Source organism: Brassicibacter thermophilus (assembly GCF_055378355.1).
Map to the genome: position 1 here is coordinate 1,556,942 of NZ_AP042446.1, position 24,947 is coordinate 1,581,888.

Annotated in this window: 24 protein-coding genes; 23 read left to right on the forward strand and 1 reads right to left on the reverse strand. The window is 29.1% G+C overall.

Going from position 1 to position 24,947, the window contains the following annotated elements:
• Positions 1–4: 4 nt before the first annotated feature.
• The 6 genes from ACZ41D_RS07310 to ACZ41D_RS07335 all read left to right on the forward strand — a co-directional run bounded on the left by ACZ41D_RS07310 (position 5) and on the right by ACZ41D_RS07335 (position 5,614).
• Complete coding sequence (locus ACZ41D_RS07310) at positions 5–952, forward strand: RnfABCDGE type electron transport complex subunit D (protein WP_464150776.1); 948 nt, start codon at positions 5–7, stop codon at positions 950–952.
• Positions 945–1,526, forward strand: coding sequence for an RnfABCDGE type electron transport complex subunit G (locus ACZ41D_RS07315; protein WP_464150777.1), 582 nt, complete (start codon positions 945–947; stop codon positions 1,524–1,526). The genes ACZ41D_RS07310 and ACZ41D_RS07315 overlap by 8 nt, the downstream gene beginning before the upstream one ends.
• A gap of 56 nt (positions 1,527–1,582) precedes the next feature.
• Positions 1,583–2,185, forward strand: a complete 603-nt coding sequence (rsxE, locus tag ACZ41D_RS07320) for an electron transport complex subunit RsxE (protein WP_464150778.1) — start codon at positions 1,583–1,585, stop codon at positions 2,183–2,185.
• A 14-nt stretch (positions 2,186–2,199) separates the two neighbouring features.
• Positions 2,200–2,772, forward strand: a complete 573-nt coding sequence (rsxA, locus tag ACZ41D_RS07325; RefSeq protein WP_464150779.1) for an electron transport complex subunit RsxA — start codon at positions 2,200–2,202, stop codon at positions 2,770–2,772.
• A 13-nt stretch (positions 2,773–2,785) separates the two neighbouring features.
• Positions 2,786–3,763 carry an RnfABCDGE type electron transport complex subunit B gene (gene rnfB / locus ACZ41D_RS07330; RefSeq protein WP_464150780.1) on the forward strand — a complete coding sequence of 326 codons (978 nt, stop codon included), beginning with the start codon at positions 2,786–2,788 and terminating at the stop codon, positions 3,761–3,763.
• Positions 3,764–3,883: 120 nt separating this feature from the next.
• Positions 3,884–5,614 carry a methyl-accepting chemotaxis protein gene (locus tag ACZ41D_RS07335; protein ID WP_464150781.1) on the forward strand — a complete coding sequence of 577 codons (1,731 nt, stop codon included), beginning with the start codon at positions 3,884–3,886 and terminating at the stop codon, positions 5,612–5,614.
• A 36-nt stretch (positions 5,615–5,650) separates the two neighbouring features.
• On the opposite strand, the gene ychF is transcribed toward ACZ41D_RS07335, so the two are convergent.
• Complete coding sequence (gene ychF / locus ACZ41D_RS07340) at positions 5,651–6,742, reverse strand: redox-regulated ATPase YchF (protein ID WP_464150782.1); 1,092 nt, start codon at positions 6,740–6,742, stop codon at positions 5,651–5,653.
• A 437-nt stretch (positions 6,743–7,179) separates the two neighbouring features.
• Here ychF and ACZ41D_RS07345 point away from each other — a divergent pair, with 437 nt between their 5' ends.
• The 17 genes from ACZ41D_RS07345 (at position 7,180) to murD (ending at position 24,946) form a co-directional block, all read left to right on the forward strand.
• Positions 7,180–8,058, forward strand: coding sequence for a phosphate ABC transporter substrate-binding protein (locus ACZ41D_RS07345; RefSeq protein WP_464150783.1), 879 nt, complete (start codon positions 7,180–7,182; stop codon positions 8,056–8,058).
• 113 nt (positions 8,059–8,171) lie between these two features.
• The gene (pstC, locus tag ACZ41D_RS07350) at positions 8,172–9,023 is read left to right on the forward strand and encodes a phosphate ABC transporter permease subunit PstC (protein WP_464150784.1); all 852 of its coding nucleotides are present in this window, start codon (positions 8,172–8,174) and stop codon (positions 9,021–9,023) included.
• A gap of 3 nt (positions 9,024–9,026) precedes the next feature.
• On the forward strand, positions 9,027–9,863 hold the full coding sequence (gene pstA / locus ACZ41D_RS07355) for a phosphate ABC transporter permease PstA (protein ID WP_464150785.1): 837 nt from the start codon (positions 9,027–9,029) through the stop codon (positions 9,861–9,863).
• 15 nt (positions 9,864–9,878) lie between these two features.
• Positions 9,879–10,634, forward strand: a complete 756-nt coding sequence (gene pstB, locus ACZ41D_RS07360; RefSeq protein ID WP_464150786.1) for a phosphate ABC transporter ATP-binding protein PstB — start codon at positions 9,879–9,881, stop codon at positions 10,632–10,634.
• 14 nt (positions 10,635–10,648) lie between these two features.
• The gene (gene phoU, locus ACZ41D_RS07365) at positions 10,649–11,296 is read left to right on the forward strand and encodes a phosphate signaling complex protein PhoU (protein WP_464150787.1); all 648 of its coding nucleotides are present in this window, start codon (positions 10,649–10,651) and stop codon (positions 11,294–11,296) included.
• Between the two features lie 169 nt (positions 11,297–11,465).
• Positions 11,466–12,656 carry a hypothetical protein gene (locus ACZ41D_RS07370; protein WP_464150788.1) on the forward strand — a complete coding sequence of 397 codons (1,191 nt, stop codon included), beginning with the start codon at positions 11,466–11,468 and terminating at the stop codon, positions 12,654–12,656.
• Positions 12,657–12,785: 129 nt separating this feature from the next.
• Positions 12,786–14,060 (forward strand): EF-P 5-aminopentanol modification-associated protein YfmF, encoded by a 1,275-nt coding sequence (gene yfmF, locus ACZ41D_RS07375; protein WP_464150789.1) that lies wholly within the window; start codon positions 12,786–12,788, stop codon positions 14,058–14,060.
• A 64-nt stretch (positions 14,061–14,124) separates the two neighbouring features.
• Complete coding sequence (yfmH, locus tag ACZ41D_RS07380; protein ID WP_464150790.1) at positions 14,125–15,411, forward strand: EF-P 5-aminopentanol modification-associated protein YfmH; 1,287 nt, start codon at positions 14,125–14,127, stop codon at positions 15,409–15,411.
• A gap of 164 nt (positions 15,412–15,575) precedes the next feature.
• A complete protein-coding gene (lgt, locus tag ACZ41D_RS07385; protein WP_464150791.1) occupies positions 15,576–16,319 on the forward strand; it encodes a prolipoprotein diacylglyceryl transferase in 744 nt (247 codons plus the stop codon).
• A 77-nt stretch (positions 16,320–16,396) separates the two neighbouring features.
• Complete coding sequence (locus ACZ41D_RS07390) at positions 16,397–16,570, forward strand: aspartyl-phosphate phosphatase Spo0E family protein (RefSeq protein ID WP_464150792.1); 174 nt, start codon at positions 16,397–16,399, stop codon at positions 16,568–16,570.
• 182 nt (positions 16,571–16,752) lie between these two features.
• Positions 16,753–17,184, forward strand: a complete 432-nt coding sequence (gene mraZ / locus ACZ41D_RS07395; protein ID WP_464150793.1) for a division/cell wall cluster transcriptional repressor MraZ — start codon at positions 16,753–16,755, stop codon at positions 17,182–17,184.
• Positions 17,185–17,300: 116 nt separating this feature from the next.
• Positions 17,301–18,233, forward strand: a complete 933-nt coding sequence (gene rsmH, locus ACZ41D_RS07400; protein WP_464150794.1) for a 16S rRNA (cytosine(1402)-N(4))-methyltransferase RsmH — start codon at positions 17,301–17,303, stop codon at positions 18,231–18,233.
• A gap of 30 nt (positions 18,234–18,263) precedes the next feature.
• Positions 18,264–18,749 (forward strand): FtsB family cell division protein, encoded by a 486-nt coding sequence (locus tag ACZ41D_RS07405; protein ID WP_464150795.1) that lies wholly within the window; start codon positions 18,264–18,266, stop codon positions 18,747–18,749.
• 12 nt (positions 18,750–18,761) lie between these two features.
• On the forward strand, positions 18,762–20,933 hold the full coding sequence (locus tag ACZ41D_RS07410; RefSeq protein ID WP_464150796.1) for a stage V sporulation protein D: 2,172 nt from the start codon (positions 18,762–18,764) through the stop codon (positions 20,931–20,933).
• Between the two features lie 75 nt (positions 20,934–21,008).
• Positions 21,009–22,469 (forward strand): UDP-N-acetylmuramoyl-L-alanyl-D-glutamate--2,6-diaminopimelate ligase, encoded by a 1,461-nt coding sequence (locus tag ACZ41D_RS07415; protein ID WP_464150797.1) that lies wholly within the window; start codon positions 21,009–21,011, stop codon positions 22,467–22,469.
• A gap of 64 nt (positions 22,470–22,533) precedes the next feature.
• Positions 22,534–23,499 carry a phospho-N-acetylmuramoyl-pentapeptide-transferase gene (gene mraY, locus ACZ41D_RS07420; protein WP_464150798.1) on the forward strand — a complete coding sequence of 322 codons (966 nt, stop codon included), beginning with the start codon at positions 22,534–22,536 and terminating at the stop codon, positions 23,497–23,499.
• Between the two features lie 85 nt (positions 23,500–23,584).
• On the forward strand, positions 23,585–24,946 hold the full coding sequence (gene murD / locus ACZ41D_RS07425) for a UDP-N-acetylmuramoyl-L-alanine--D-glutamate ligase (protein WP_464150799.1): 1,362 nt from the start codon (positions 23,585–23,587) through the stop codon (positions 24,944–24,946).
• The last annotated feature ends 1 nt before the right edge of the window (position 24,947 follow it).

Here is a 24,947-nt window from a genome sequence, read left to right on the forward strand (position 1 = left end):
AACAATGGAAAATAAACTTATTGCATCATCTTCTCCACATATTAGATCTGATGAAACTATTAGTAGAATAATGTTGGATGTAATAATTGCTTTACTTCCTGCTGCTTTAGCTAGTATATATTTCTTTAGATTTAATGCTATAAAAATTATCGTATTAGCAGTTGGGGCAGCAGTTTTAACTGAAGCGTTAATTCAAAAATTACTTAAAAAACCAGTTACTATCAACGATTATAGTGCTGTAGTGACTGGATTATTACTTGCTTTTAATCTTCCAGCATCTGTACCTTGGTGGATACCTATAATTGGTTCTGCATTTGCAATAGGTATAGTAAAGCAAGCATTTGGAGGATTAGGTCATAACTTTATGAATCCAGCTTTAGCAGCTAGAGCTATGCTCTTATCATCTTGGACGGGTATAATGACTGATTGGGTTACTCCAGGTGCTGATGCTGTAAGTACTGCAACACCTTTAGATATATTAAAAGGGAATGCACCAGATGCAATATTACCTCCTTTAAAGGATTTATTTTTGGGGAATATTGGTGGTTGCATAGGTGAAACTTCAGCAATATTGTTGATTTTAGGTGGTTTATGGTTACTTTATAGAGGTGTTATAAACTGGAGAATTCCTTTTACCTATATTGGTACTGTTGCAATTATGACATTATTACTTAGTGGCGGAGGACTTCAGGGGATGCTTTATCACTTATTTGCTGGTGGGTTAATGCTAGGAGCTTTTTTTATGGCAACAGATTATGCTTCATCTCCTGTAACTCCAAAAGGACAAATAATCTTTGGCATAGGTGCTGGGATTTTAACATCGGTAATCAGATTGTATGGCGGATATCCAGAGGGTGTATCATATTCAATATTGCTAATGAATGTGGTTGCTCCATTACTGGATAAATATACGAGCCCAAAAATATTTGGGGAGGTGAAGCAGAATGCGTGAGATAGTTAAATTAGGATTAATTTTATTTCTTATTACTGCAGTAGCTGCAGTAGTTTTGGCTGTTTCTAATAATGCTACAAGCGATATGATTGTTAAAGTTCAAAATGAAGCTAATGATGCAGCTAGAAAGGAAGTACTTCCTCAAGCTGAGAACTTCAATGCAATTGATGAAAGTAAAATAAATGAAATTAAAAGCAAAAATAATAATATTTTAGAGGTATATACTGGAATATCAAAAGACAAAAGTGTTGTAGGATATACTATAAAGACTGCTACATCTGGATATGGTGGTGATGTAGAAGTTATAACCGGAATTTCTTTAGACGGTAAAGTAACGGGAATAAAAGTAGTTAAACATCAAGAAACACCTGGTCTAGGAGCTAATTCTACAAAACCTGAGTTTCAAAATCAATTTGTTGGTAAATCTACTGATAAAGAATTAACTGTTGTCAAGACTGAAGCAAAAGAGAGTAATGAAATACAGGCTTTGACTGGAGCAACAATTACTTCTAGAGCTGTTACTACTGGCGTTAATTCAGCTATAAGTGTATACAATGAATATTTATCAGATTAGAAATAAAAAAGGTGTTAATGAATTTATTTTTGATAAATTGATCTGGGGGTGAAATAATGAGTGTAATGAAGGATTTTAAAAACGGTTTAATTAAGGAAAACCCTACTTTTGTGCAGCTTTTAGGTATGTGTCCTACACTTGCTGTTACAAGTTCTGCTATAAATGGTATGTCTATGGGTTTAGCAGTTACAGTAGTATTAGCAGGTTCAAATTTAGTTATATCTTCACTTAGAAAGGTTATACCTGATAAAATTCGTATTCCATCGTTTATTGTTATAATTGCTACTTTCGTAACTCTTATAGGAATGTTTATGCAGGCATATGCTCCAGCTTTATATGATTCATTAGGATTGTTTATACCATTAATTGTTGTGAATTGTATTATATTAGGAAGGGCTGAATCTTTTGCTTCAAAGAATAAACCACTAAATTCTATATTTGATGGTATAGGTATGGGACTAGGATTTACTTGGGCTTTAACATTGTTAGGTATAATAAGAGAAATTTTAGGAGCTGGAAGTGTATTTGGTTTTCAAATATTTGGTGAAGCTTTTAAACCTGCAATTATCATGATATTACCACCAGGAGCTTTTTTAGCACTAGGGCTTCTAATAGGATTGTTTAATTATTTAAAGAAAAAGAATGTAAGTAAAGCATAAAGGGGGCATTATTAGTGAAGCTTCTAACTATATTTATTAGTGCAGTATTAGTAAATAATTTTGTTTTATCAAGGTTTTTAGGCATATGCCCTTTCTTAGGCGTTTCTAAGCAAGTAGAGACCGCTTTTGGTATGGGAATGGCTGTTACTTTTGTTATGACGTTGTCTTCTATTATTACTTACGTAGTTCAAATAGCAATATTGGATCCTCTTGGATTAGGTTACTTACAGACTATAGCTTTTATATTAGTTATAGCTGCATTGGTTCAATTTGTTGAAATGTTTGTTAAAAAAGCGAGTCCAACGCTTTACGAAGCACTTGGAGTATATCTTCCACTTATCACTACAAATTGTGCTGTTTTAGGGCTTGCAATATTAAATATTCAAGAAGATTATAACTTAATAAGTACAATAGTTCATTCTATAGGAGCTGCAATAGGTTTTTCTTTGGCAATTGTTTTATTTGCAGGTATCAGAGAAAGACTTGCTCTAGCCGATGTACCTGAATCTTTAAAAGGATTTCCTATAGCGTTAATTACAGCAGGATTGATGTCAATTGCATTTTTAGGTTTTGCAGGATTAGTTTAGGGGGTGAAGTGAGATGATGGAGAGCATTTTATATCCAGTACTTGTATTAGGAGGGCTAGGACTTATTTTTGGCGTAGGATTAGCAGTAGCTTCTAAGGCTTTTGCTGTTAAAGTTGACCCCAAAGAGGAGCAAGTGAGAGCAGCATTACCTGGTGCCAATTGTGGCGCATGTGGATATCCTGGATGTGATGGATTAGCAAAGGCTATTGCAGCTGGAAAAGCTCCAGTTAATGCTTGCCCTGTTGGGGGAGCTCAATCTGCTGAAAAAATTGGTCAAATAATGGGTGTAGCTGCAGATGCTGGAGAAAAAAAAGTAGCGAAAGTTTTATGTCAAGGAACAAGTTGTAATGCAAAAGAAAAATATGAATATAATGGGATTAAGGATTGTAAAGCAGCTAACAATGTACAAGGGGGAAACAAATCTTGCCAATATGGATGTTTAGGTTTTGGCACTTGTGTAGATGCTTGTAAATTTGATGCTATAAATATAGTAGATGGTATAGCTCAAATAGACCCTGAAAAATGTACAGCTTGTGGTAAATGTATTGAGGTTTGTCCTAAGAGTGTTATAGAGCTTGTTCCTTATTCCCAACAGGTAGTTGTTACATGTAATAGTAAAGAATTTGGGAAGGACGTAAAATCCAAGTGTTCTGTAGGTTGTATTGGCTGCAAATTATGCGTAAAATCATGTCCATTTGACGCTATAGAGTTTGAAAATAATTTAGCTAAGATAAATTATGAAAAATGTAGAAACTGCATGATTTGTGCTGAAAAATGTCCTACTGGTGCAATACAAGCTCAATTAGAAAACAGAAAAAAAGCAGTTATTGATGAAGATAAATGCATAGGATGTACTATATGTGCCAAAAATTGTCCTGTTGATGCTATAGAAGGCAGTTTAAAAGAAAAACATAAAGTGGATGAAGATAAGTGTGTAGGTTGTGGTTTATGCATTGAAAAATGTCCTAAAAAAGCTATAAGCTTTAAATAAAGCGAAAAAAAAAGAACCTTTTACGGGTTCTTTTTTATTTCATAGATTATTCGACAAAAATTATCCATAATGTTGCAAATGTGTTATAATTATATCAAGAAAATGTCAAGGAGGGACATTATGGAAAATAAAAAAAGGATTAATATTAGAAAACAATGGACAAATAAGATAATGATATTAGTTACTTGTATTATTTTAGTTATAGGAGTTGGAAATTATTTTATAGTAAAAAATACGATTGGTAAAGCGATAATAATGTCAGTAGATGGAATGTCTTCTTTTGTTACACAAGATATTGATGGTGCAATATTAAGTGATGAATTGAAAGACAACCAAATTTTAGAAATACAAAAAAAGCTTGAAAAATCATTTGAAATGATGGATTCGAAACTGTCAAATTTTATCAATCGTATTTCAATAATAACTTTAAATAGAGATAACAAGTGGATTTATGTAGCTGATACAGATAATAATAAAGATACGAAATTTGGTGAAGAGTATATTTCTAAAGATATAAATTTAATTGAAAAAGCTGTGTCTACCGGAAAAACTACAATTAGTAAGGGAAAACATAATATAGCAAATAAATCTACTGATATGATTGCTTACATACCAGTAAAAAGTGAAGAAGGTATAAAATCTATTATATGTTTAAGTGTGAAAACTGATATATTTATAAAGTTTATACAAAATTTGGTAATTACATTAATAATAATTTTAGGAGGATTTTTGATTTTAGTAAGAATAATAGTAGAAGGTATTACAAGGAAACAGACAAAATCAATAGAAGCTTTAGTTGCAACGATGAAAGATATGGCTAATTTAGAAGGAGATTTGACTAAGAGAATTGATATTAATAGCAATGATGAAATAGGAGATTTAGCTTATTATACTAATAAGATGCTAGATACTCTCCAAGAAATATTATTAAAGGTGAACAATACCTCTTATCAGCTCCATCAAACATCTGAAGAATTTGCTAGAACATTTTTAGAAGTTGCTGAAGATTTTAAAAACATGGACATTCTTGTAAAAAATATTACTGATAGAATAGAAGGACAAAATAATGAAATACTTAGTGCTTCTGAAAGTCTTACTTCTATAAGTGATTCTATAACTCAAGTAGCAGAAAACTCTCAGTTAGTAACAGAACAAGCTGTTGCTACTAGCAGTAATGCTATTGAAGGTAATGAGGTAATGAGTAAAATGAAGGAACATTCTAATGAAATAGTAAATGTTGTTGAAAATGCATCTAATATAGTAGAAGAGTTAAGAAAAAAATCTGAGGCAATAAATAGTATAGTTGATACTATTACAGCTATTGCAGAGCAAACTAATTTACTTGCTCTTAATGCATCTATTGAAGCTGCAAGGGCAGGTGAAAATGGAAAAGGCTTTATAGTAGTTGCTGAAGAAGTAAGAAAACTTGCTGAAGAATCTGGAAAATCTGCTAGCGAAATTTCTAAATTAGTTAAAGAAGTTCAAGAAGATATAAAAAATACTGGAAATTCTATGAAAATTGTATCTGAAAAATCTATTGAAGGAAATAAATTTGTAAACAATGCTATAGAAAAGTTTGAAGAAATAGTCGAATCAATTAATAAGGTTTCAAATAATGTACAAGAAGTTTCTGCAGCATCTGAGGAAATGTCGGCAGGTATTACTACAGTTACCAATAAAATACAAAAATTAGCAGATATTTCTAAAGAAAATAATAATGCAAATCAAGAAGTGCTATTAGGAATTGACAAACAAACTTCTATAGTTACTAACCTAACTAATAGTGTAAAAGATTTGGAAAAAATATCATCTCAATTGATAGAAAGACTTTCAAAGCTTAAATTGAAATAGGGTAAAACGGATGGGAGTTATTACCATCCGTTTAATTTATACATTAAACCTAAATAAAACAACATCTCCATCTTTCATTATGTAATCTTTACCTTCAAGTCTAATAAGACCTTTTTCTTTTGCAACAGTAAATCCGCCACATTTGATTAATTCGTCATAACTTATTACCTCTGCTCTAATAAAGCCTCTTTCTATATCAGAATGGATTTTTCCTGCAGCTTGAGGAGCTTTAGTACCTTTTTTTATAGTCCAAGCTCTAACTTCTTTAGGACCTGCTGTTAAAAAACTAATTAACCCTAGCAGACGATAGCTTGATTTGATAAGCCTGTCTAAGCCTGATTCTTCTAATCCTAAATCTTGTAAGAAGGAGATTTTTTCTTCATTACTTAATTCAGATATTTCAGATTCAATTTTTGCAGATATTGTTAAAACCTCTGAATTTTCTTTTTTTGCATATTCTTTGATTTTTTTCACATAGATATTTTCTTCTCCTGAAATTAAATCATCTTCTGATATATTAGCAGCATACAACACTGGTTTAAATGATAAAAGATTTAAACTTTTGACAAACTTTATTTCTTCATCGTTAAATTCTAAACTTCTAGCAGGTAAATTGTTTTCAAAAGCTTCTTTTATTCTATTAAGTATATCTATTTCCTTTTGATAAGATTTATCTCCTTTAAGTAGTTTTTCAGTTTTATCGATTCGTTTACATACTACTTCAAGATCTGCTAATATAAGTTCTAGATTAATAATTTCTATGTCTTCAATAGGGTTTATTCTCCCTTCTACATGTGTCACATTTTCATCTTCAAAACATCTTACTACATGTACTATTGCTTCTACTTCTCTGATATGTGATAAAAATTTATTTCCAAGACCTTCACCTTTACTTGCTCCTTTTACTAGACCAGCTATATCAAAAAATTCAATAACTGCAGGAGTTATCTTCGCTGGGTTTACTAGTTTAGCAAGGCCATCAAGACGTTTATCTGGAACCGAAACTACACCTACATTTGGCTCTATTGTGCAAAAAGGATAATTGGCTGATTCTGCACCTGCAGAAGTTATGGCGTTAAACAGTGTACTTTTACCTACATTTGGTAGACCTACAATACCTAATTTCATAAAAAACCTTCCTTTCAATTGTTAATAATAATTATTATAGTGTGTCTTATACTAGACAAATTATATAATATAAACTGTTTTACTTCAACTAATACATAATAAGCGATTAGAACATATTTTTAGATTGATATAAGTATTTACAATAATTAATGAACTTGCATAATTACTACATGGTTAAAATTCTAAAAGTTAAAAATTAAATCAATGATGTAGAAATAAGTTTTTTTAATCTTATATACAAAATAATTATGGTAACATATTTGGATAGTGCTTGAATAACTCTATAAAGTTTGATTTTTCAAAGTATTATAAATAGAGTGTTTAAGTTGTTTTCATTTAACACATTTTTAACATTAACTTAACCCATAATCAATATATGCACATTATAATTGCTAATAGAGTTATTAATAAAACAAAATAATGAAAGGGGATATAAAATGAAAATTTTTTTGAAATCAAGAATATTAATTTTATCTTTAGCTTTAGTATTAGTTATAAGTGTTCTTGCAGGTTGTTCAGGTAATAGTGATCAAACGTCATCAAATAATGAATCAGATAAAAAAGAAGAAACAACAATATCAATAGTTGGTTCAACTTCAGTTCAACCTTTAGCAGAAAAATTAGGTAATAAGTATATGGAAAAGTATTCGGGAGTTAAGGTTGAAGTGCAAGGAGTAGGTTCAACAGCGGGAATTAAAGCTAGTCATGAAGGAACAGCAGATATAGGGACAGCATCAAGAAATTTAAAGCCGGGTGAAAAAGAATGGAAATTAACAGAACACGTAATTGCATATGATGGGATTGCAGTAGTAGTTCATCAAAATAACCCTGTAACAGATTTAAGTTCAGAACAAGTAGCGTCAATATTTAAAGGAGAAATTACCAATTGGAGTGAAGTTGGAGGCCCAGATAAAGATATATTAGTTGTAAGTCGTGAAGACGGTTCAGGAACTAGAGGTGCTTTTGAAGAGATAATGGATTTAATAGAAGAAGTCGATGGTAAAAAAATGAGTTCAGTAAGAGAGGACGCTTTAATAGCAGAAGGTAATGGAGCAGTAAGAGCAAATATAGCTAAAAAAGAATACGCTATAGGGTATATATCATTTTCATACTTAGATGATACAGTAAAAGCTTTGAAAATAAATGGTGTCGATGCAAATGTTGATAATGTTATAAATGGGACATATAAAGTATCAAGACCATTTTTAATGCTTACTAATGGGCAAGAAAAATCTGAAGTAAAATCTTTCTTAGATTTTGTAATGAGTGAAGAAGGTCAAGAAATAGTAGCAGAAAAACAAATACCTGTAAAATAAATATGTTTATAGAATAGAGTTCAATTTTATATTCTGTTTAAATGTAAATGCTAGGCTTCATTATCATGTGAAGTCTGCATTTATATTTAATATAGCTTGGTGGTGATGTTGTAGTGAAGATTAATAGTGAAACAGCGGCAGAAAAATTATTTTTTATTTCGGCTTGTATATCAATACTATGCGTAATTACTATAACTTTGTTTATTTTTTTTAAGGGAGTTCCAGTAATGTTTAAAATTGGGTTTAAGGAATTTATATTTGGTACTAGATGGAAACCTTTAGCTGGTATATTTGGAATATTACCAATGATTATTGGCTCTGTATATGTTACTTTAGGTTCAATAATAATAGGTGTTCCTATAGGCATTTTAACTGCTGTTTTTATAGCGGAAATAGCTCCAAGCTGGCTAGCAAAGATAGTTAGACCTGCAGTTGAATTGTTAGCAGGAATACCATCTGTTGTATATGGTTTTTTTGGCTTACTTGTAATTGTACCCAAAATAGATAAATTATTCTTTAATGGTGGAAATAGTCTTTTAGCTGCAAGTATTATTTTGGGAATTATGATTTTACCAACAATAGTAAATATTTCGGAAACATCAATTAGAGCAGTACCTAAAGCGTATAAGGAAGGGTCATTTGCTATGGGAGCTTCTCATATACAAACAATATTTGGTGTAATTCTTCCAGCAGCCAAATCGGGTATTTTAGCAGCAGTAGTATTAGGGATAGGTAGAGCTATAGGTGAAACTATGGCTGTCATTCTTGTTGCAGGTAACACAGTTCTTATTCCTCATTCTCTTTTAGATAGATTTAGACCGCTAACGGCGAATATTGCAATAGAAATGGGATATGCATATGGTGACCATCAATCAGCACTATTTGCAACTGGAGTTGTTTTATTTATTTTCATTATGATTCTCAATTTAGTCTTAAATACCTTATTGCACAAGGTAGGTGAATAAGAATTGAATAGAAAGGTGAAAGATAAAATATTAAAAATACTGATATTTTTATCATCATTTATTACAGTTGGAATATTGTTTTGGATTTTAGGTTATATATTGATTAATGGCATAGGAGAAATTAACATAAAATTTTTGTCCACAAATCCTAATGGGGAAGAAGGAGGAATATATTCTAGTATATTTAGTACGTTATATATTGTAATATTATCAATTTTAATATCTACACCAATTGGTATATTTGCTGCAATATATTTAGTTGAGTATGCTAAACATGGAAAAATAGTTAGAATTATTAGATTTGCTACTGAAAGTTTAGCTGGAATACCTTCAATTATTTTTGGATTATTTGGATTTTTATTTTTTGTAACTTATTTAAAATTGGGGTTTTCCTTATTAGCTGGGGCATTAACTGTTAGTATGATGGTTTTGCCAACAATTATTCGTACAACAGAAGAAGCTTTAAAAGCTGTACCAAATGCTTATAGAGAGGGTAGTTTAGGACTAGGGGCGACCAAACTTAGGACTATAAGCAAGGTTGTACTTCCAAACGCTATACCTGGTATACTAACTTCTGTTATATTGAGTATCGGAAGGATAATTGGAGAAACTGCAGCTTTATTATTTACTGCAGGGATGTATGCTAGTGAAGTGCCCACAAGTGTTTTTGATTCAGGAAGAACTTTAACTGTACATTTATATTTATTATGCAAAGAAGGAATATCGTTTGAAAAAGCTTTTGCAACAGCTACAATATTAATATTAATAGTAATAATATTGAATTTTATAGCGAATAAATTAGGTACAAAGTTAAGCAAATCAAAAACATCTATCATGTAAGAAGGAAGTGTGATTATGGGAAATGTAAAAATATCTGTTAAAGACTTAGATTTGTATTATGGAGATTTTCAAGCACTTAAAAAAATAAATATAGACATAAATGAAAATGAAATAACAGCACTTATAGGTCCTTCGGGATGTGGAAAATCAACATTTCTAAAAACCTTAAATAGAATGAATGATTTAGTAGAAAATGTAAAGATTTCAGGTGAAATTAAGTTAGATGGTGTTAATATTTATGAGGATATGGATGTAATTAATTTAAGAAAAAAAGTTGGAATGGTGTTTCAGAGCCCTAATCCATTTCCAATGAGCATATATGATAATGTAGCTTATGGTCCAAGAGTACATGGAATAAAAAAGAAATGGTTACTTGATGAAATAGTTGAGAAAAGTTTAAGAGCAGCTGCAATTTGGGATGAAGTTAAAGATAGACTAAATAGAAATGCTTTAAGTATATCTGGAGGCCAACAGCAAAGATTATGTATTGCAAGAGCATTAGCTGTTGAGCCTGAGGTCATTTTAATGGATGAGCCAACTTCGGCATTAGACCCAATTGCAACATCTAAAATAGAAGATCTTGCAATTGAGCTTAAAAAAAATTATACGATTGTAATAGTTACGCACTCAATGCAGCAAGCTGCTAGAATTTCTGATAATACAGCATTTTTCTTGTTAGGAGATTTGATCGAGTATAACAAGACAAATAAATTATTTACAAATCCTTCAGACAATAGAACAGAAGACTATATTACTGGAAGATTTGGTTAATGAGGAGGTTATTCATGAGGTTAAATTATCATGAGGAATTACAACAGTTACAAAAATCTATTCTCAAAATGGGAGCTATGGTAGAAGATGTTATTGATATTGCTTTGAAATCACTAATAGAACGCGATTTAGAAAAAGCTAAAGAGGTTATTGCTTTAGATGATAGAATTGATTTTATAGAAACTGAAATTGAAAAGAAGTGTTTAGAGCTTATAGCACTACAACAACCAGTAGGTAAAGATTTACGTAAAATTGGTGCAATTTTAAAAATAATTACAGATATTGAGAGAATAGGCGATCATGGAGTAAATATTGCTAGAGTTGCAGAAAAAATTGGGCATAGAAAATTTATTAAGCCATTAATTGATATTCCTAAAATGGGAGATTTAACAAAAGAGATGCTCGAAAAGAGTCTTGATGCTTTTATTAATGAAGATGTAGAATTAGCAAATAAAATTGCATGTATGGACGATGTGGTTGATAATTTGTATAAAGATATTTATATTGAATTACTTCAGATGTTAAGTGAGGATAAGAAAATTATGGGACAAGTAATACATTTATTATTTGTTGGAAGATACTTAGAGAGAATTTCTGACCATACTACTAACATATGTGAAAGAGTGATATATATGGTTAATGGTCAGAGAAAAAAATTTTAATGAATTAATAAATACTATTAATATTACTAAAAGTATGAAAAAAACCAGTCTATAGACTGGTTTTTTTCATATTATATTAATAATATGAGGATATTGTATAGTAAAATCAAGAATTTTGAAGTGTAATTTTATCAAATAATTTAAATAATTATTGAATAGAGGGATAGCTATGTATAAACACAGTATAGACTATGGTTTAATTGTATATACAATAATATTCGTTTTTTTTGGAATTATGTTCATGATAAATACAGGAATTAAAGAAAATATATATTTAGTTATTTCATTTAGTGGACTAATTTTGTTATTAAAGAAAATTTTTAATTTAAAAAAATCTATTTATATTTTACATATATTAATTACTATATTTTTTATATACAATCTTACAATACTCATTATTTTTCAAAAAAGTTATGTTATGAATATATATAAGCCAAATTATGACACTGAAGAAAAAGGTCAGGCTGTTTTATTGGTATATAAAGGAGAAGGAGAAATGTATGACTTAAAAATACAGATAAATAATATTAAGATTAATGGTAACTATTGGGAAAAGTATACATTACCTTTTATATTATACAGAAATAAAAAGTATTATGAAAATATAGGAAAAAGTTATTATAAAAAAAATACTGTTAAAGTAAAAGAAATGCTGGAAAATGAAATTTCAGATGACTTTAAGGTGTATATTGGATATTTAAATGATACAAAATATGTTGAAGAAAGTTTAATTGATATAGTGAATGAAGGGTACCATAATATTATAGTTGTTCCTGTTTTTCTAACAGATAGTAGAGAAGTAAGTATTTTAAAACAACGAATTGATAAGATGAAACTTTATAATTTAAATATTCAAGTTAGATATACTGAAACATTGTGGAAAAGTACTATAGCAGAGATTTCTTATTTAAATAAGATTATAAAACAAATAGATTTACAAAATGTTTTAGATGTAGGAGTAATATTAGTAGGAAATGATAATAAATATAAAGGAAATGAAAGCACAGTAAACGCATTAAAACAAGATTTGATGTTTAGACAAGGTATTCAAAAGTATTTAGTTGAAAAAATAGGACTTCAGGAATACAAAGTTAAGCTTGGCTGGATTCATAGTCTAGAAACACATTATATTGAAGCTATTCAAGAACTTTTGGAACAAGGAGTAGGGAAAATAATTTGTATTTATATAAATCCTTCTACAACAAATATAGAGAATGTTATGATAGCTAGAAAAATACACAAGTCTGTTCAAATACCAGAGGCAGTTAGTATAAAGGTTATTGATGGTTTCTTAAAAGATTTGAACTTTGTTTTAATTTTGAAAAAAAGTATTGAGTTTGTAAATCTTCAAAGCTGGTAATATATAAAAATTTCAATACAATTTTATTTGAATTTTCATATAAATAATAATATAAGTTTTGCAAAATTATTTTTTTGAAGCTATTTTTGAAATAGATTTTTAGTTAATAATATAAGGAGGTTAATACAATTGATTTTAAATGTATCTAGAGAAAACATAAGTAATGGAGTAAATCTAAATATAGTAAAAACAAATAAGTTTAAAACTAATATTATTAGTGTGTATTTTGTAAGGCCTTTGAATAGAAATGAAGTAACTAAAAATGCTTTAATACCATTAGTTTTGAAAAGGGGTACTAAGAAGTATTCTTCATCACTAAAGTTACAAAGAATTTTAGAAGAACATTATGGGTCAAATTTTAGCATAGATGTCAATAAAAAAGGAGAAAGGCAGGTTATAAGGTTCTCTATTGAAACTCCTAGTGAAAGTATTATTGGCAGTGACCATAGTTTTAAAAATATTATAAAAATATTATACGAAATAATTCATGACCCTTTATCTTATGATGAATCATTTAATGAATACTATGTTAATCAAGAAAAGGAGAACTTAAAAAAAAGGATAGAAAGTAGAATTAATGATAAAAAGCAGTATGCAGTAGAAAGATGTATAGAAGAAATGTGTAAGAATGAAAAATTTAGTTTATATGCTTATGGATATGTTGAGGATTTGGACGATATTGATAACATTAATTTATATCAACACTATAAAAACATATTGGCTACTAGCCCAGTAGAAATATGCATAGTAGGAAATTTTGATGATTATGATTATACTAAAGATATAAAAAATATCTTTAAATTTGACAGAACAAATACAATTATAGTTCCAAGAGAAAATATTATTAAAGATATTAAGACTAAGAATATGGTTTTTGAAGATCTAAATGTTAGTCAAGGTAAGCTTACAATAGGGTTTAGAACGAATATTCCATATGAAAGTGAAAAGTATAGTGCTTTATTAATTGCTAGTGATATATTAGGGGGAAGTTCAAATTCAAAGCTGTTCAAAACTGTGAGAGAAAAGGCAAGTTTAGCATATTATATATATACTAAGATGTATAAATTTAAATCTATTATGCTTATTAATTCAGGTATTGAATCTGATAAATTTGAAGAAACTTTAGATATTATAAAGAAACAAGTCGAAGAACTAAAAAGTGGAATATTTAAAGAAGAAGATATAGAAAAGTCTAAGAAGTCAATAATTACATCTATTAAATCAATGACTGACAACATATATGCTGTATCAGAATTTATTTTTAGTCAAGTGTTGACTGGTGATAAAAGAACTATTGAAGAAATACTTAATGATATTGAAAAAACAAATAAAAAAGAAATAATAGAATCAGTTTCTAATCTTAGTATGGATACAATATATTTTTTAAGAAGAAAAAAGTTGTGATTAGCTTAGTACAAAATATATCATTATAAAATTATTAAAAACATATACAATAGGAGGAATAAGTTTGAAAAACACGATAATTGATAATAGAAAAATTAACGAAAGACTTATATATAAAGAATTAAAAAATGGACTTAAAGTTTTTTTAATGCCTAAAAAAAATTATGTAAAGAAATATGCAATTTTTGCAACTAATTATGGGTCTATTGATAATAGTTTTATCCCCGTTAATGAGGATAGTGCAATAAAAGTACCTGAAGGCATAGCACATTTTTTAGAGCACAAGCTATTTGAAGAGCCATATGGAAATATTATGGATATGTTTTCTAAATTAGGGTCATATGTTAATGCATATACAAATTTTAATCAAACTGCTTATTTATTTTCTTGTACTGATAGATTTTATGAAAATTTAGATTTACTCGTAAAATTTGTTCAAAATCCATATTTTACAAAAGAAAATGTTGAGAAAGAAAAAGGGATAATTGAACAAGAAATTAAGATGTACGATGATGATCCTAATTGGAAAGTTTTTTTCAATTGCCTTAAAATAATGTATCATGAACATCCTGTAAAAATTGATATAGCTGGAACAGTTGAAAGCATAAAACAGATTGATAAAGATATGCTGTATAAATGTTATAATACATTTTACAACCCTCAAAATATGGTATTATTTATAACTGGAGATATTGAATTTGATAAAGCATTAGAAATAATTGAATGCAATAAAAATGAAAAAGAAATTTTTGATAACCAAACTAATATAAAACGTATTTATCCAGATGAACCAATAAAAATAAAAAATGATTATATTGAGGAAGATATGGGGGGTTCTATACCTATATTCACTATTGGATATAAAGACATAGATTTAGGTTTTGATGGTAAGGAACTTATATATAAGGAAATAATGACTAATATATTATTGGAAATGCTATTTGGTGAAAGCTCTGAATTTTATCAGAAACTTTATGAAAAAGGTTTGATAAATAATAGCTTTAGTGCTCAATATATTGGACAAAAAAATTATGGACATTCAATTTTAATTGGAGAATCAGAAAATCCTGCTAAAGTATTTGATGAAATAAATAAATATGTATTTGATATTAAAAAACGTGGATTAAATGATGAAGATTTTAACAGGATAAAGAAAAAGATATTAGGTAATTTTATAATTAATTTTAATTCTTTAGAATACATTTCTACACAATTTGTAACGTACTATTTTAATAATTTTTCTATTTTAGATTATTTAGACCTAGTTGAAAATGCAAGTATTGAAGACATAAAAGATAGGTTTTATAATCATTTTAAATCAGATAATTGCTGCTTATCAATAATAAAGTAAAATATTTGTATTGACTTATTGTTGCAAAAGAAATTATAATAAATTGAGGAAATTGCACAACGATATTTTGATTAAGTATCAATTTCCTCAATTGTATTTTTTGTATTAAAAAACGTTAAAAATATAGTGTACAATAAAATGTATAATTTTGGAGGAGATTTATTATGAATCCAGTAGCTTTTGAAATTTTTGGTATATCTATAAGATGGTATGGCATTTTAATATCTATAGGTTTTTTAGTTGGTACATATTTAGCTGTTAGAGAGGCTAAGAAAGTTGGAGTAGATGAAGAAAAATTAATTGATTTATTGATATTTGTTCTTCCAGCTGCAATAATTGGAGCAAGATTATATTATGTTATTTTTTCTTGGGATTATTATAAAGGAAACTTGCTAAAAATCATAAATATTAGAGGTGGTGGATTGGCTATACATGGTGGTATTATTGCAGCTGTTTTAGTAGCAATAGTATTTTGCAAGAAGAAAAATATGAATTTTTGGCAAATTGCTGATATAACTGCTCCTAGCATTATATTAGGTCAAGCAATAGGTAGATGGGGCAATTACATAAATCAAGAAGCTTATGGCACACCAACTGATTTACCTTGGGGAATAATGGTTAATGGTCAGAAGGTACATCCGACTTTTCTATATGAATCTATTTGGGATTTTTTAGTATTTTTATTTTTATTGTGGTATAGAAAAAATAAAGTAGAAGTTAAAGGAGAAGTTTTCCTATTATATGCTATATTATATTCTATAGGCAGATTTTTTATAGAAGGGTTAAGAATAGATAGCTTGATGCTAGGTCCTATAAGAATTGCACAATTAATAAGTTTGGTTTTAATTTCGGTAAGTATTGCTATTTTTATTTTTAGAAGAAGATCAAAAAAAAGAAAATCATTGTAATTTTATCCAAAACCTTGTTGACATAATTTACTTTATGTAATAAAATGTTTTTGTAACTTAAGAAGAGGGGGGATAGAGTGACAATAAATGACAAAATAGACTTATTGAGGTATAAGTTAAATAAGTCTATAGAAAATAACGAAAAAAAAGATACAATTTACCGTATAAGTACAGAACTTGATAAATTAATAGCTTTATACTATCTTAGTAAAGATAAATTTACTAATGAATTGAATGGGTTATGTTTATAATTTACTCATCTACTATATAGAGGTAGATGTTTTTTTTTGGGGAAATAGGTCAAAAATCATATATTAAAAAATAATAAAAATTTATGTATATTAGCAGGAATTTTTCAATTACTATAGAAGTATAGAATTGTGGTTGGTTGTGGTAGAAAGTGGTGGATAATTTCTTCAAATGGGGTGCAATTATGTTTATAGGTGAATATAATCATTCATTAGATAGTAAAGGAAGGATAATTATACCTTCAAAATTTAGGGAACAATTGGGAAGCTTTTTTATTATGACTAAAGGGCTTGATAATTGTCTTTTTATTTACCCCATTGAAGAATGGAAAGTTGTTGAAGAAAAACTTAAAAAACTTCCACTAACTAGAAAAGAGGCAAGAGCATTTGTTAGATTCTTTTTTTCTGGAGCTACAGAGTGTGAATTAGACAAGCAGGGTAGAATACTGATACCTTCAAATTTAAGGGAACATGCTGAATTAAGCAAGGATGCTGTAATAATAGGCGTTTCTAATCGAGTAGAAATATGGAGTAAAGAACGATGGGATATATATAATAAAGATAATAGTTTGAGCTATGAAAATATAGCTGAAAAGATGGCTGAATTAGGGATATAAAGTTTTGATAAGTTAATAATATAATTTGAAATTTAATTGTCAATTTAAATATTGTAGATAGAAACAAGCTATGAAATATAGTATAAAACTTTTTAATTATATTAGAGGTGAAATAGTTGGATTTTAATCATATACCAGTACTGTTTAATGAAACAATAAATGGATTAAAAATTAAGCAAGATGGAATATATGTTGATTGTACCTTTGGTGGAGGAGGACACTCTAAAGAAATATTGACTAGATTGAAAACAGGTAAGTTGATTGCAATAGATCAAGATATTGATGCAGTACACAATGCACAGAAAAACTTCAAGAATTTAGGAGATAAATTTATAATAGTACATGATAATTTTAAAAACATAAAAAACATTTTAGAAAAACTTAATATTCGCAGAATAGATGGAGCTTTATTAGACTTAGGAGTTTCATCGTATCAGCTTGACAATAAAGAAAGAGGCTTTTCATATAATTATGATGCTATCTTAGACATGAGAATGGACGTTACAAAAAAATTTAGTGCGTGGGATGTTGTTAATACTTATTCAAAAGATGAACTTGAAAGGATTATAGAAAAATATGGAGAAGAGAGATGGGCAAAAAGAATTGCTGAATTTATAGTAAGGCATAGAGAGAATAAACATATAAACACAACGAAAGAGCTTGTAGATATCATTAAAGAAGCTATTCCTAGTGGAGCTAGAAGAACAGGTCCTCATCCTGCAAAAAGAACCTTTCAAGCTATAAGGATAGAAGTAAATCAAGAGCTTAATATACTTCAAGATACGATTAAAGATATTTGTGATGTTTTAAATTCAAAAGGTAGAATCTGTATTATAACCTTTCATTCTTTAGAGGATAGGATTATTAAAAATACGTTAAAAGATTTGAATAAAGATTGTATTTGCCCACCAAGTTATCCTGTATGTGTTTGCAATAAAAGAAGACAGATAAATATAATAACTAAAAAGCCAATTATTCCTTCACAAAAAGAAGTTGAGAATAACCCGAGAGCAAGAAGTGCTAAGCTTAGAATAGGAGAAAAAATTTAGGGTTCTAAAATTTTAAAGGGGTGAATAAACTTGTTAGTAGCAAAAAAAGATATTTACGATAATTATTATGATAAACCAACTATTAAGAAAACGAATACTGTTATTGATACCCGAAGAAAAAAAGAAAGTAATGTAGCCCTAAAGATTAAAGCTTTTTTATATGCATTAGCTATGCTTATTATTTGTCTTACTATACTATTTAGATATACATATATTACAAAAGTACAAATTGAAATTTCACAACTAAACAATGAAATTAATAAATTAAGTGAAGAAAAGCAAGAATTAGCATTAGAACTTGATGAACTCAAAGATACAAGATGGATAGAAAGACAGGCTATGACGAAACTCAACATGAGGTATCCAAATGATGGGGAAAAATTTTATGTTAGTGTTGATAAAAACATTTTAAATAATAAAGAAACAGGACAAAATACTGCAAGTATTTTTGAAGGTAAAAAAGTCTTTTTAGAATCTTTTAGAAATATGTTTAAAAGAATTGCTAATGCTATTTAAGGAGGAAAGCCAGTGTCACTGCCCACAACAAGCACTAAAAAAAGACTGATTTTTGCTTTATTTACGATTTCGCTTATTATTTTCTTTTTGTTATCTAGACTTGTATTTTTACAGATTGTGAAGGGTGAAGAGCTTAAAAAAGGAGCATTAGAGCAATGGACTAGAGGGATTGAAATAAAGCCTAAAAGAGGGATAATATATGATAGAACTGGTAAGAAACTCGCTTTAAGTGTTAGTTCTTATACTGTTTGGTGTACACCGGCTGATGTAGAAAATCCTAGAGAAACTGCTGAGAAATTAGCTAAAATATTAGATATGGATGAAGACATATTATATGAAAAAATAACAAAGAATCAAAGTGTTGAAAAGATTAAACAATGGATAAGTAAAGAAGAAGCATTACAGCTAAGAAGTGAGAATATAAAAGGCATTAATATAATTGATGATAACAAACGATATTATCCATATGGAAACTTTGCTGCACATATTTTGGGATTTACTGATATTGATAATAATGGTCTTTATGGGATAGAGAGAACATATAATAAATATTTAAAAGGTGTGCCAGGAAAATGGATTAAAACTACAGATTCAATAGGCAGAGAATTACCTAATACTAATCAAAAAATATATGAGGCTAAAGATGGTTTAAGTGTGGTACTTACACTAGATGAGACAATCCAGCATTTTGCAGAAAAAGCAGCATTAGAAAACTTAATAATAAATAAGGCAAAAAATGTTTCTATATTAGTTATGGATCCTAATACAGGTGATATTTTAGCTATGGCTACTAAGCCTGATTATAATCCTAATAATCCTAGGGAACCATTAGATGAGGATACTAAAAAAGAGTGGGAAGGTCTATCACAAGAAGAACTTCAAAAAAAGTGGTATGATATGTGGAGAAACTTTCCAATTAATGATAGTTATGAGCCAGGTTCTACATTTAAGATTATTACTGCTGCTGCAGGATTAGAAGAAGGGGTTGTTACACCAGAAAGCCAGTTTTATTGCGGTGGATATATTACTGATATACCTGGAGTAACCCTAAAATGTTGGAGATACTATAATCCTCATGGTAGTGAAACTTTCGTAGAGGGAGTTCAAAATTCATGTAATGTAGTTTTTGTTGATGTAGGAAGAAGATTAGGCAAGGAGAGAATGATTAAATATATAAAGGGATTTGGTTTTGGAGAACGAACTGGAATAGATTTATTGGGAGAGCAAGCAGGATTAATTCCACAAAATCCTGAAACTATGAGAGAAGTAAGACTTGCAACTATATCTTATGGTCAAGGGATTGCTGTAACGCCTATTCAGTTGATAACAGCAGTATCTGCTGTTGCTAATGGAGGCAATTTAATGGAACCGAGGTTAGTTGATAGACTTGTTGATAAAGACGGTAATGTTATCCATCAATTTGAACCTAAAGTGAGAAGAAAAGTAATATCAAAGCAAACAAGCGAGACGCTTCTAGGGATTCTTGAAACAGTAGTATCGGAAGGAACAGGGAAAAAAGCTTATGTACCAGGGTATAGGGTAGCAGGTAAGACTGGTACTGCGCAAAAAGTTATAGATGGAAAATATGCTTCTGGTAAATATGTATCATCATTTGTAGCAGTTGCACCTGCAGATGATCCTAAAATAGCTGTATTAGTAGTGATTGATGAACCAAGCAATGGGGCATATTATGGAGGTATGATTGCTGCACCTGTTGCTGCAGAGATTGTAGAAAATACTCTTAAGTATCTAAACGTTGAACCAAAATATACAGAAGAGGAAGAAGAAAAGTATAATAAATTAGTTTTAGTACCTGATGTAAGAAATAAGACTATTAATGAGGCGGCGAATATTCTTTCAAAAGTAGGATTAAAGTATAATACTGAAACACTTGAAGTAAAAGAAAATTCGGTAGTGATAGATCAATTTCCTTTGCCAAATACGAGTATCAATAAAGGGTCATTTGTTGACTTATATGTAAATGAAAAGAGAAGAGAATATAATAAGATTGTATTACCTGACTTAACTGGTAATACTAAGGAAGAAGCAATCACGACACTTAATAAGATGGGATTAACATATAAAATTAGTGGTAATGGAATAGTTTCGAATCAATTTCCTAAGGCTGGAACTGAAGTTGATAGTAGTCAAATTATTGAAATAGAGTTAGAAGATATTGAGTAGTAACACCAAAAGGCAACTTCCAAACTCGAAATTAGGGAGTGCCTTTTATTTAATATATCTAAGGAGTGTAAATTAGTGAATTTAAAATATATAATGGGTTATTTGGATATCATTAATTATTTTGGTTCTACAGATGTAGAAATATCTTCTATAAGTGAGGATTCAAGAAAAGCTAATGAGGGTTGTTTATTTGTTGCGATAGAAGGATTTAAATTTGATGGGCACGAATTTGTTGAGGAAGCAATAAATAAAGGTGCAAAGGTAGTAATAGTTGAAAAGGATGTTACAAATGTTAAAGAAGGTATTACTGTTATAAAAGTTAAAAATACGAGAAATGCTTTGGCGAAAATTTCTTCTATATTTTATAATGAACCTTCAAAGAAATTAAACCTTGTTGGAGTGACTGGAACTAATGGGAAAACCACAGTGACGTATTTTATTAAATCAATATTTGAATGTTATGGATGGAAGACTGGAATTATTGGTACAGTTGACCAAGGATTTGATAATAAGTCATATGAAATTGTTAATACTACACCAGAGTCATTAGATATTCAAATGAAATTATTTGATATGGTTAAAAATGGAGTTAAAAGCTGTGTTATGGAGGTATCTTCTCATGCTTTGGCTTTACAGAGAGTAGAATATTGCTATTTTGATGTTGGCATATTTACTAATTTAAGTATAGACCATTTAGATTATCACAAAACTCTTGAAGAATATTATAAAGCTAAAAGAAAGTTATTTGATATGACAACAATAGCTAATATAATAAATGTAGATGATGAATATGGAAAAAGAATTGTAAATGAATTGAGTGAAAAAAATGTTAGAACTATTACATATGGTATAGATAATAAATCAGATGTAAATGCAACAAATATAGTCTATTATCAAAATAGTGTTCAATTTTTGCTTAATACTCCTAAAGGATCATTAACTATTAAAATAAAAATTCCAGGATTATTTTCAGTATATAATTGTTTAGCTGCTGCAGCATGTGGTTATGCTTATGGTATAAATTTGGATATAATAAAAAAAGGACTAGAATCTGTAAATGGGGTTAAAGGAAGATTTGAAATAGTACCTACTAATAAAGATTTTACAGTAATTATTGATTTTGCTCATACACCTGATGGGTTAGAAAATGTTCTTAAAACAATAGATCGATTTTCTAAAAGCAGAAAAATAATTGTCTTTGGAGCTGGTGGTGATAGAGACAAATCTAAAAGATCAAAGATGGGAGAAATAGCTGCTCGTTATGCAGATTTATGTGTAGTTACTTCTGATAATCCCAGAACTGAAGACCCTAAATTGATAATTGATGATATTATTAAAGGAGTGAAAAGGGTTGGAGGAAAATACATAGCTATTGTAGATAGAAAGGAAGCAATAAAATATGCAATTAAGAGTGCCAAATCTAATGACATTATTTTACTTGCAGGGAAAGGACATGAATCTTATACTATTATAGGAAATAAAAAATATCCTTTTGATGAAAGAGAAATTGTTGCAGAAACATTAAAGGAGATATAATATAATTTACAACGTATGGAAAACAATTATAATAATATAGTAACAATACGGGAGATGAAAAAATATGGTAGAGTACAAGGATATTATCCGGATAATAATTATATCTTTTGCAATAACATTATTGCTTGGTCCGATTGTGATACCTTTGCTAAGAAAGTTAAAAATAGGACAAAGCATTAGAGAAGAAGGACCTAAAACCCATTTGAAAAAGAGTGGTATTCCTACAATGGGTGGAATAATAATGCTTATCGCCCTTATTATTACAACTACTACTTCTGGAATATTCAACAAAGATATGATTGTCTTACTTTTGTCAACATTGGGTTTTGGTTTTATAGGGTTTATAGATGATTTTATTAAGGTCGTGATGAGGAGATCTTTAGGATTGAAAGCTTATCAAAAGTTAATAGGGCAGATAGCATTAGCTGTTATACTAGCCGTGTATCAATCTAATACGTCAATGCTTGGTACGAAAGTAATTGTTCCTTTTCTCGACAATACATATTTAGATTTAGGGAAATTATATATCCCATTTATAGCTTTTGTAGTGGTTGGAACTGTAAATAGTGTAAACTTGACAGATGGTTTAGATGGATTAGCTTCAGGTATAACTTTAATTGTACTATCTTTTTTCGGGCTAGTTTCACTTAATATAGGGATGAAAAGTATAGCAGTATTTTCTGCAGCCCTTACAGGAGCATGTTTAGGTTTTTTAAGGTATAACTCTTATCCTGCAAAAGTGTTTATGGGAGATACAGGTTCTATGGCACTAGGTGGTGCAGTTTCGGCTATAGCTGTACTACTTAATTTGCCTTTAATCATTCCTATAGTTGGAGGAATTTACTTTGTTGAAGCATTATCAGTAATTATTCAGGTTACTTCCTTTAAACTTACTGGAAAAAGAGTTTTCTTAATGAGTCCTCTACATCATCATTTTGAATTAAAAGGCTGGAAAGAAACAAAGGTAGTGATTGTATTTTGGATAGCAACAGTTATATTATGCCTTATAGGAATATTAAGTTTAAATTAAAAATAAAAACGGTGCAAGAAAATTTAATATAATATTTTATTATATAAATTCATTATTTATTCAAATATAAAAAAAGCAGGTGTATATGATGAAATTAAAAGGTAAGAATATTTTAGTTTTGGGATTAGGAGTTAGTGGTATATCTACAGCAAAGGCATTAGATAAATTAGGAGCAAATGTAGTGATAAATGATAAAAAAAATGAAAAGGAACTTAAGGAATGTATAAAAGCATTGGAAGGCTGTAATATAAAATATATTTTAGGAACTAATGATGTTGTATTAGACAATATAGATTTTGTAATTAAAAGTCCAGGTATACCTATGGATTTACCATTAATAAAGAAAGCAGAAAAGAAAGGAATAGAAGTTGTAACTGACATAGAATTAGCCTATAGGTTATGCAAAAATAATTTTATTGCTATTACAGGAACTAATGGGAAAACTACAACCACAACTTTAACTGGGGAAATATTTAAAAATTCTGGAGCCAAGTGTCATGTTGTTGGAAATATTGGAGTTGGGATTTTATGGGAGGTAGTTAATTCTTATAAAGATGATATTTTTGTTATTGAAGCTAGTAGCTTTCAATTAGAAGGTACAAAAACTTTCAAACCTAAAGTTGCAGCAATATTAAATATTACTCCTGATCATTTAAATTGGCATAAGACATTTGATAATTATGTAGAAGCAAAAAAGAAAATATTTAGGAATCAAAATAGCGATGATTATTTAATTTTAAATTACGATGATGAAATTTTAAATAATATTAAAAAAGAGACAAAATCAAAAATTATTTATTTTAGTACGGAAAACACATTAAATAGAGGCATTGTTATTGAAGATAATAATATCGTTATAAAAACTAAAGATAAGAAATTTAAAATAATATCTATAGAAGATATACCTATACCAGGAAAACATAATCTAGAAAATATCATGACTTCTATTGGTATAGCTTGGACTATGGGTATTAGTGTAAATGTGATTGCAAATACAATTAGAAATTTTCGTGGAGTTGAACATAGATTAGAATATGTTACAGAATTGAATGGTATTAAATTTTATAATGATTCAAAGGGAACAAATCCAAATGCATCACAGAAAGCAGTAGAAGCTTTAAATGGGCCAATTATATTAATTGCTGGTGGAATGGATAAAGGAAATGATTTTACAGATTTCATAAAGAGTTTTAACAATAAAGTTAAAGCTATGGTATTACTGGGAGAAACTTCAGAAAAAATCATGAAAACTGCAATAAAGGAAGGATTTTGTAATATATATATAGTAGAAAATATGGAAATAGCAGTTAATAAGGCTTATAGTTTGGCTTCTAAAGGCGATAAAATTTTACTTTCTCCTGCCTGTGCAAGTTGGGATATGTATAAAAATTTTGAAGAGAGGGGAAGGGATTATAAGCAGGCTGTTGTAAAATTAAGGGAGGATTAGG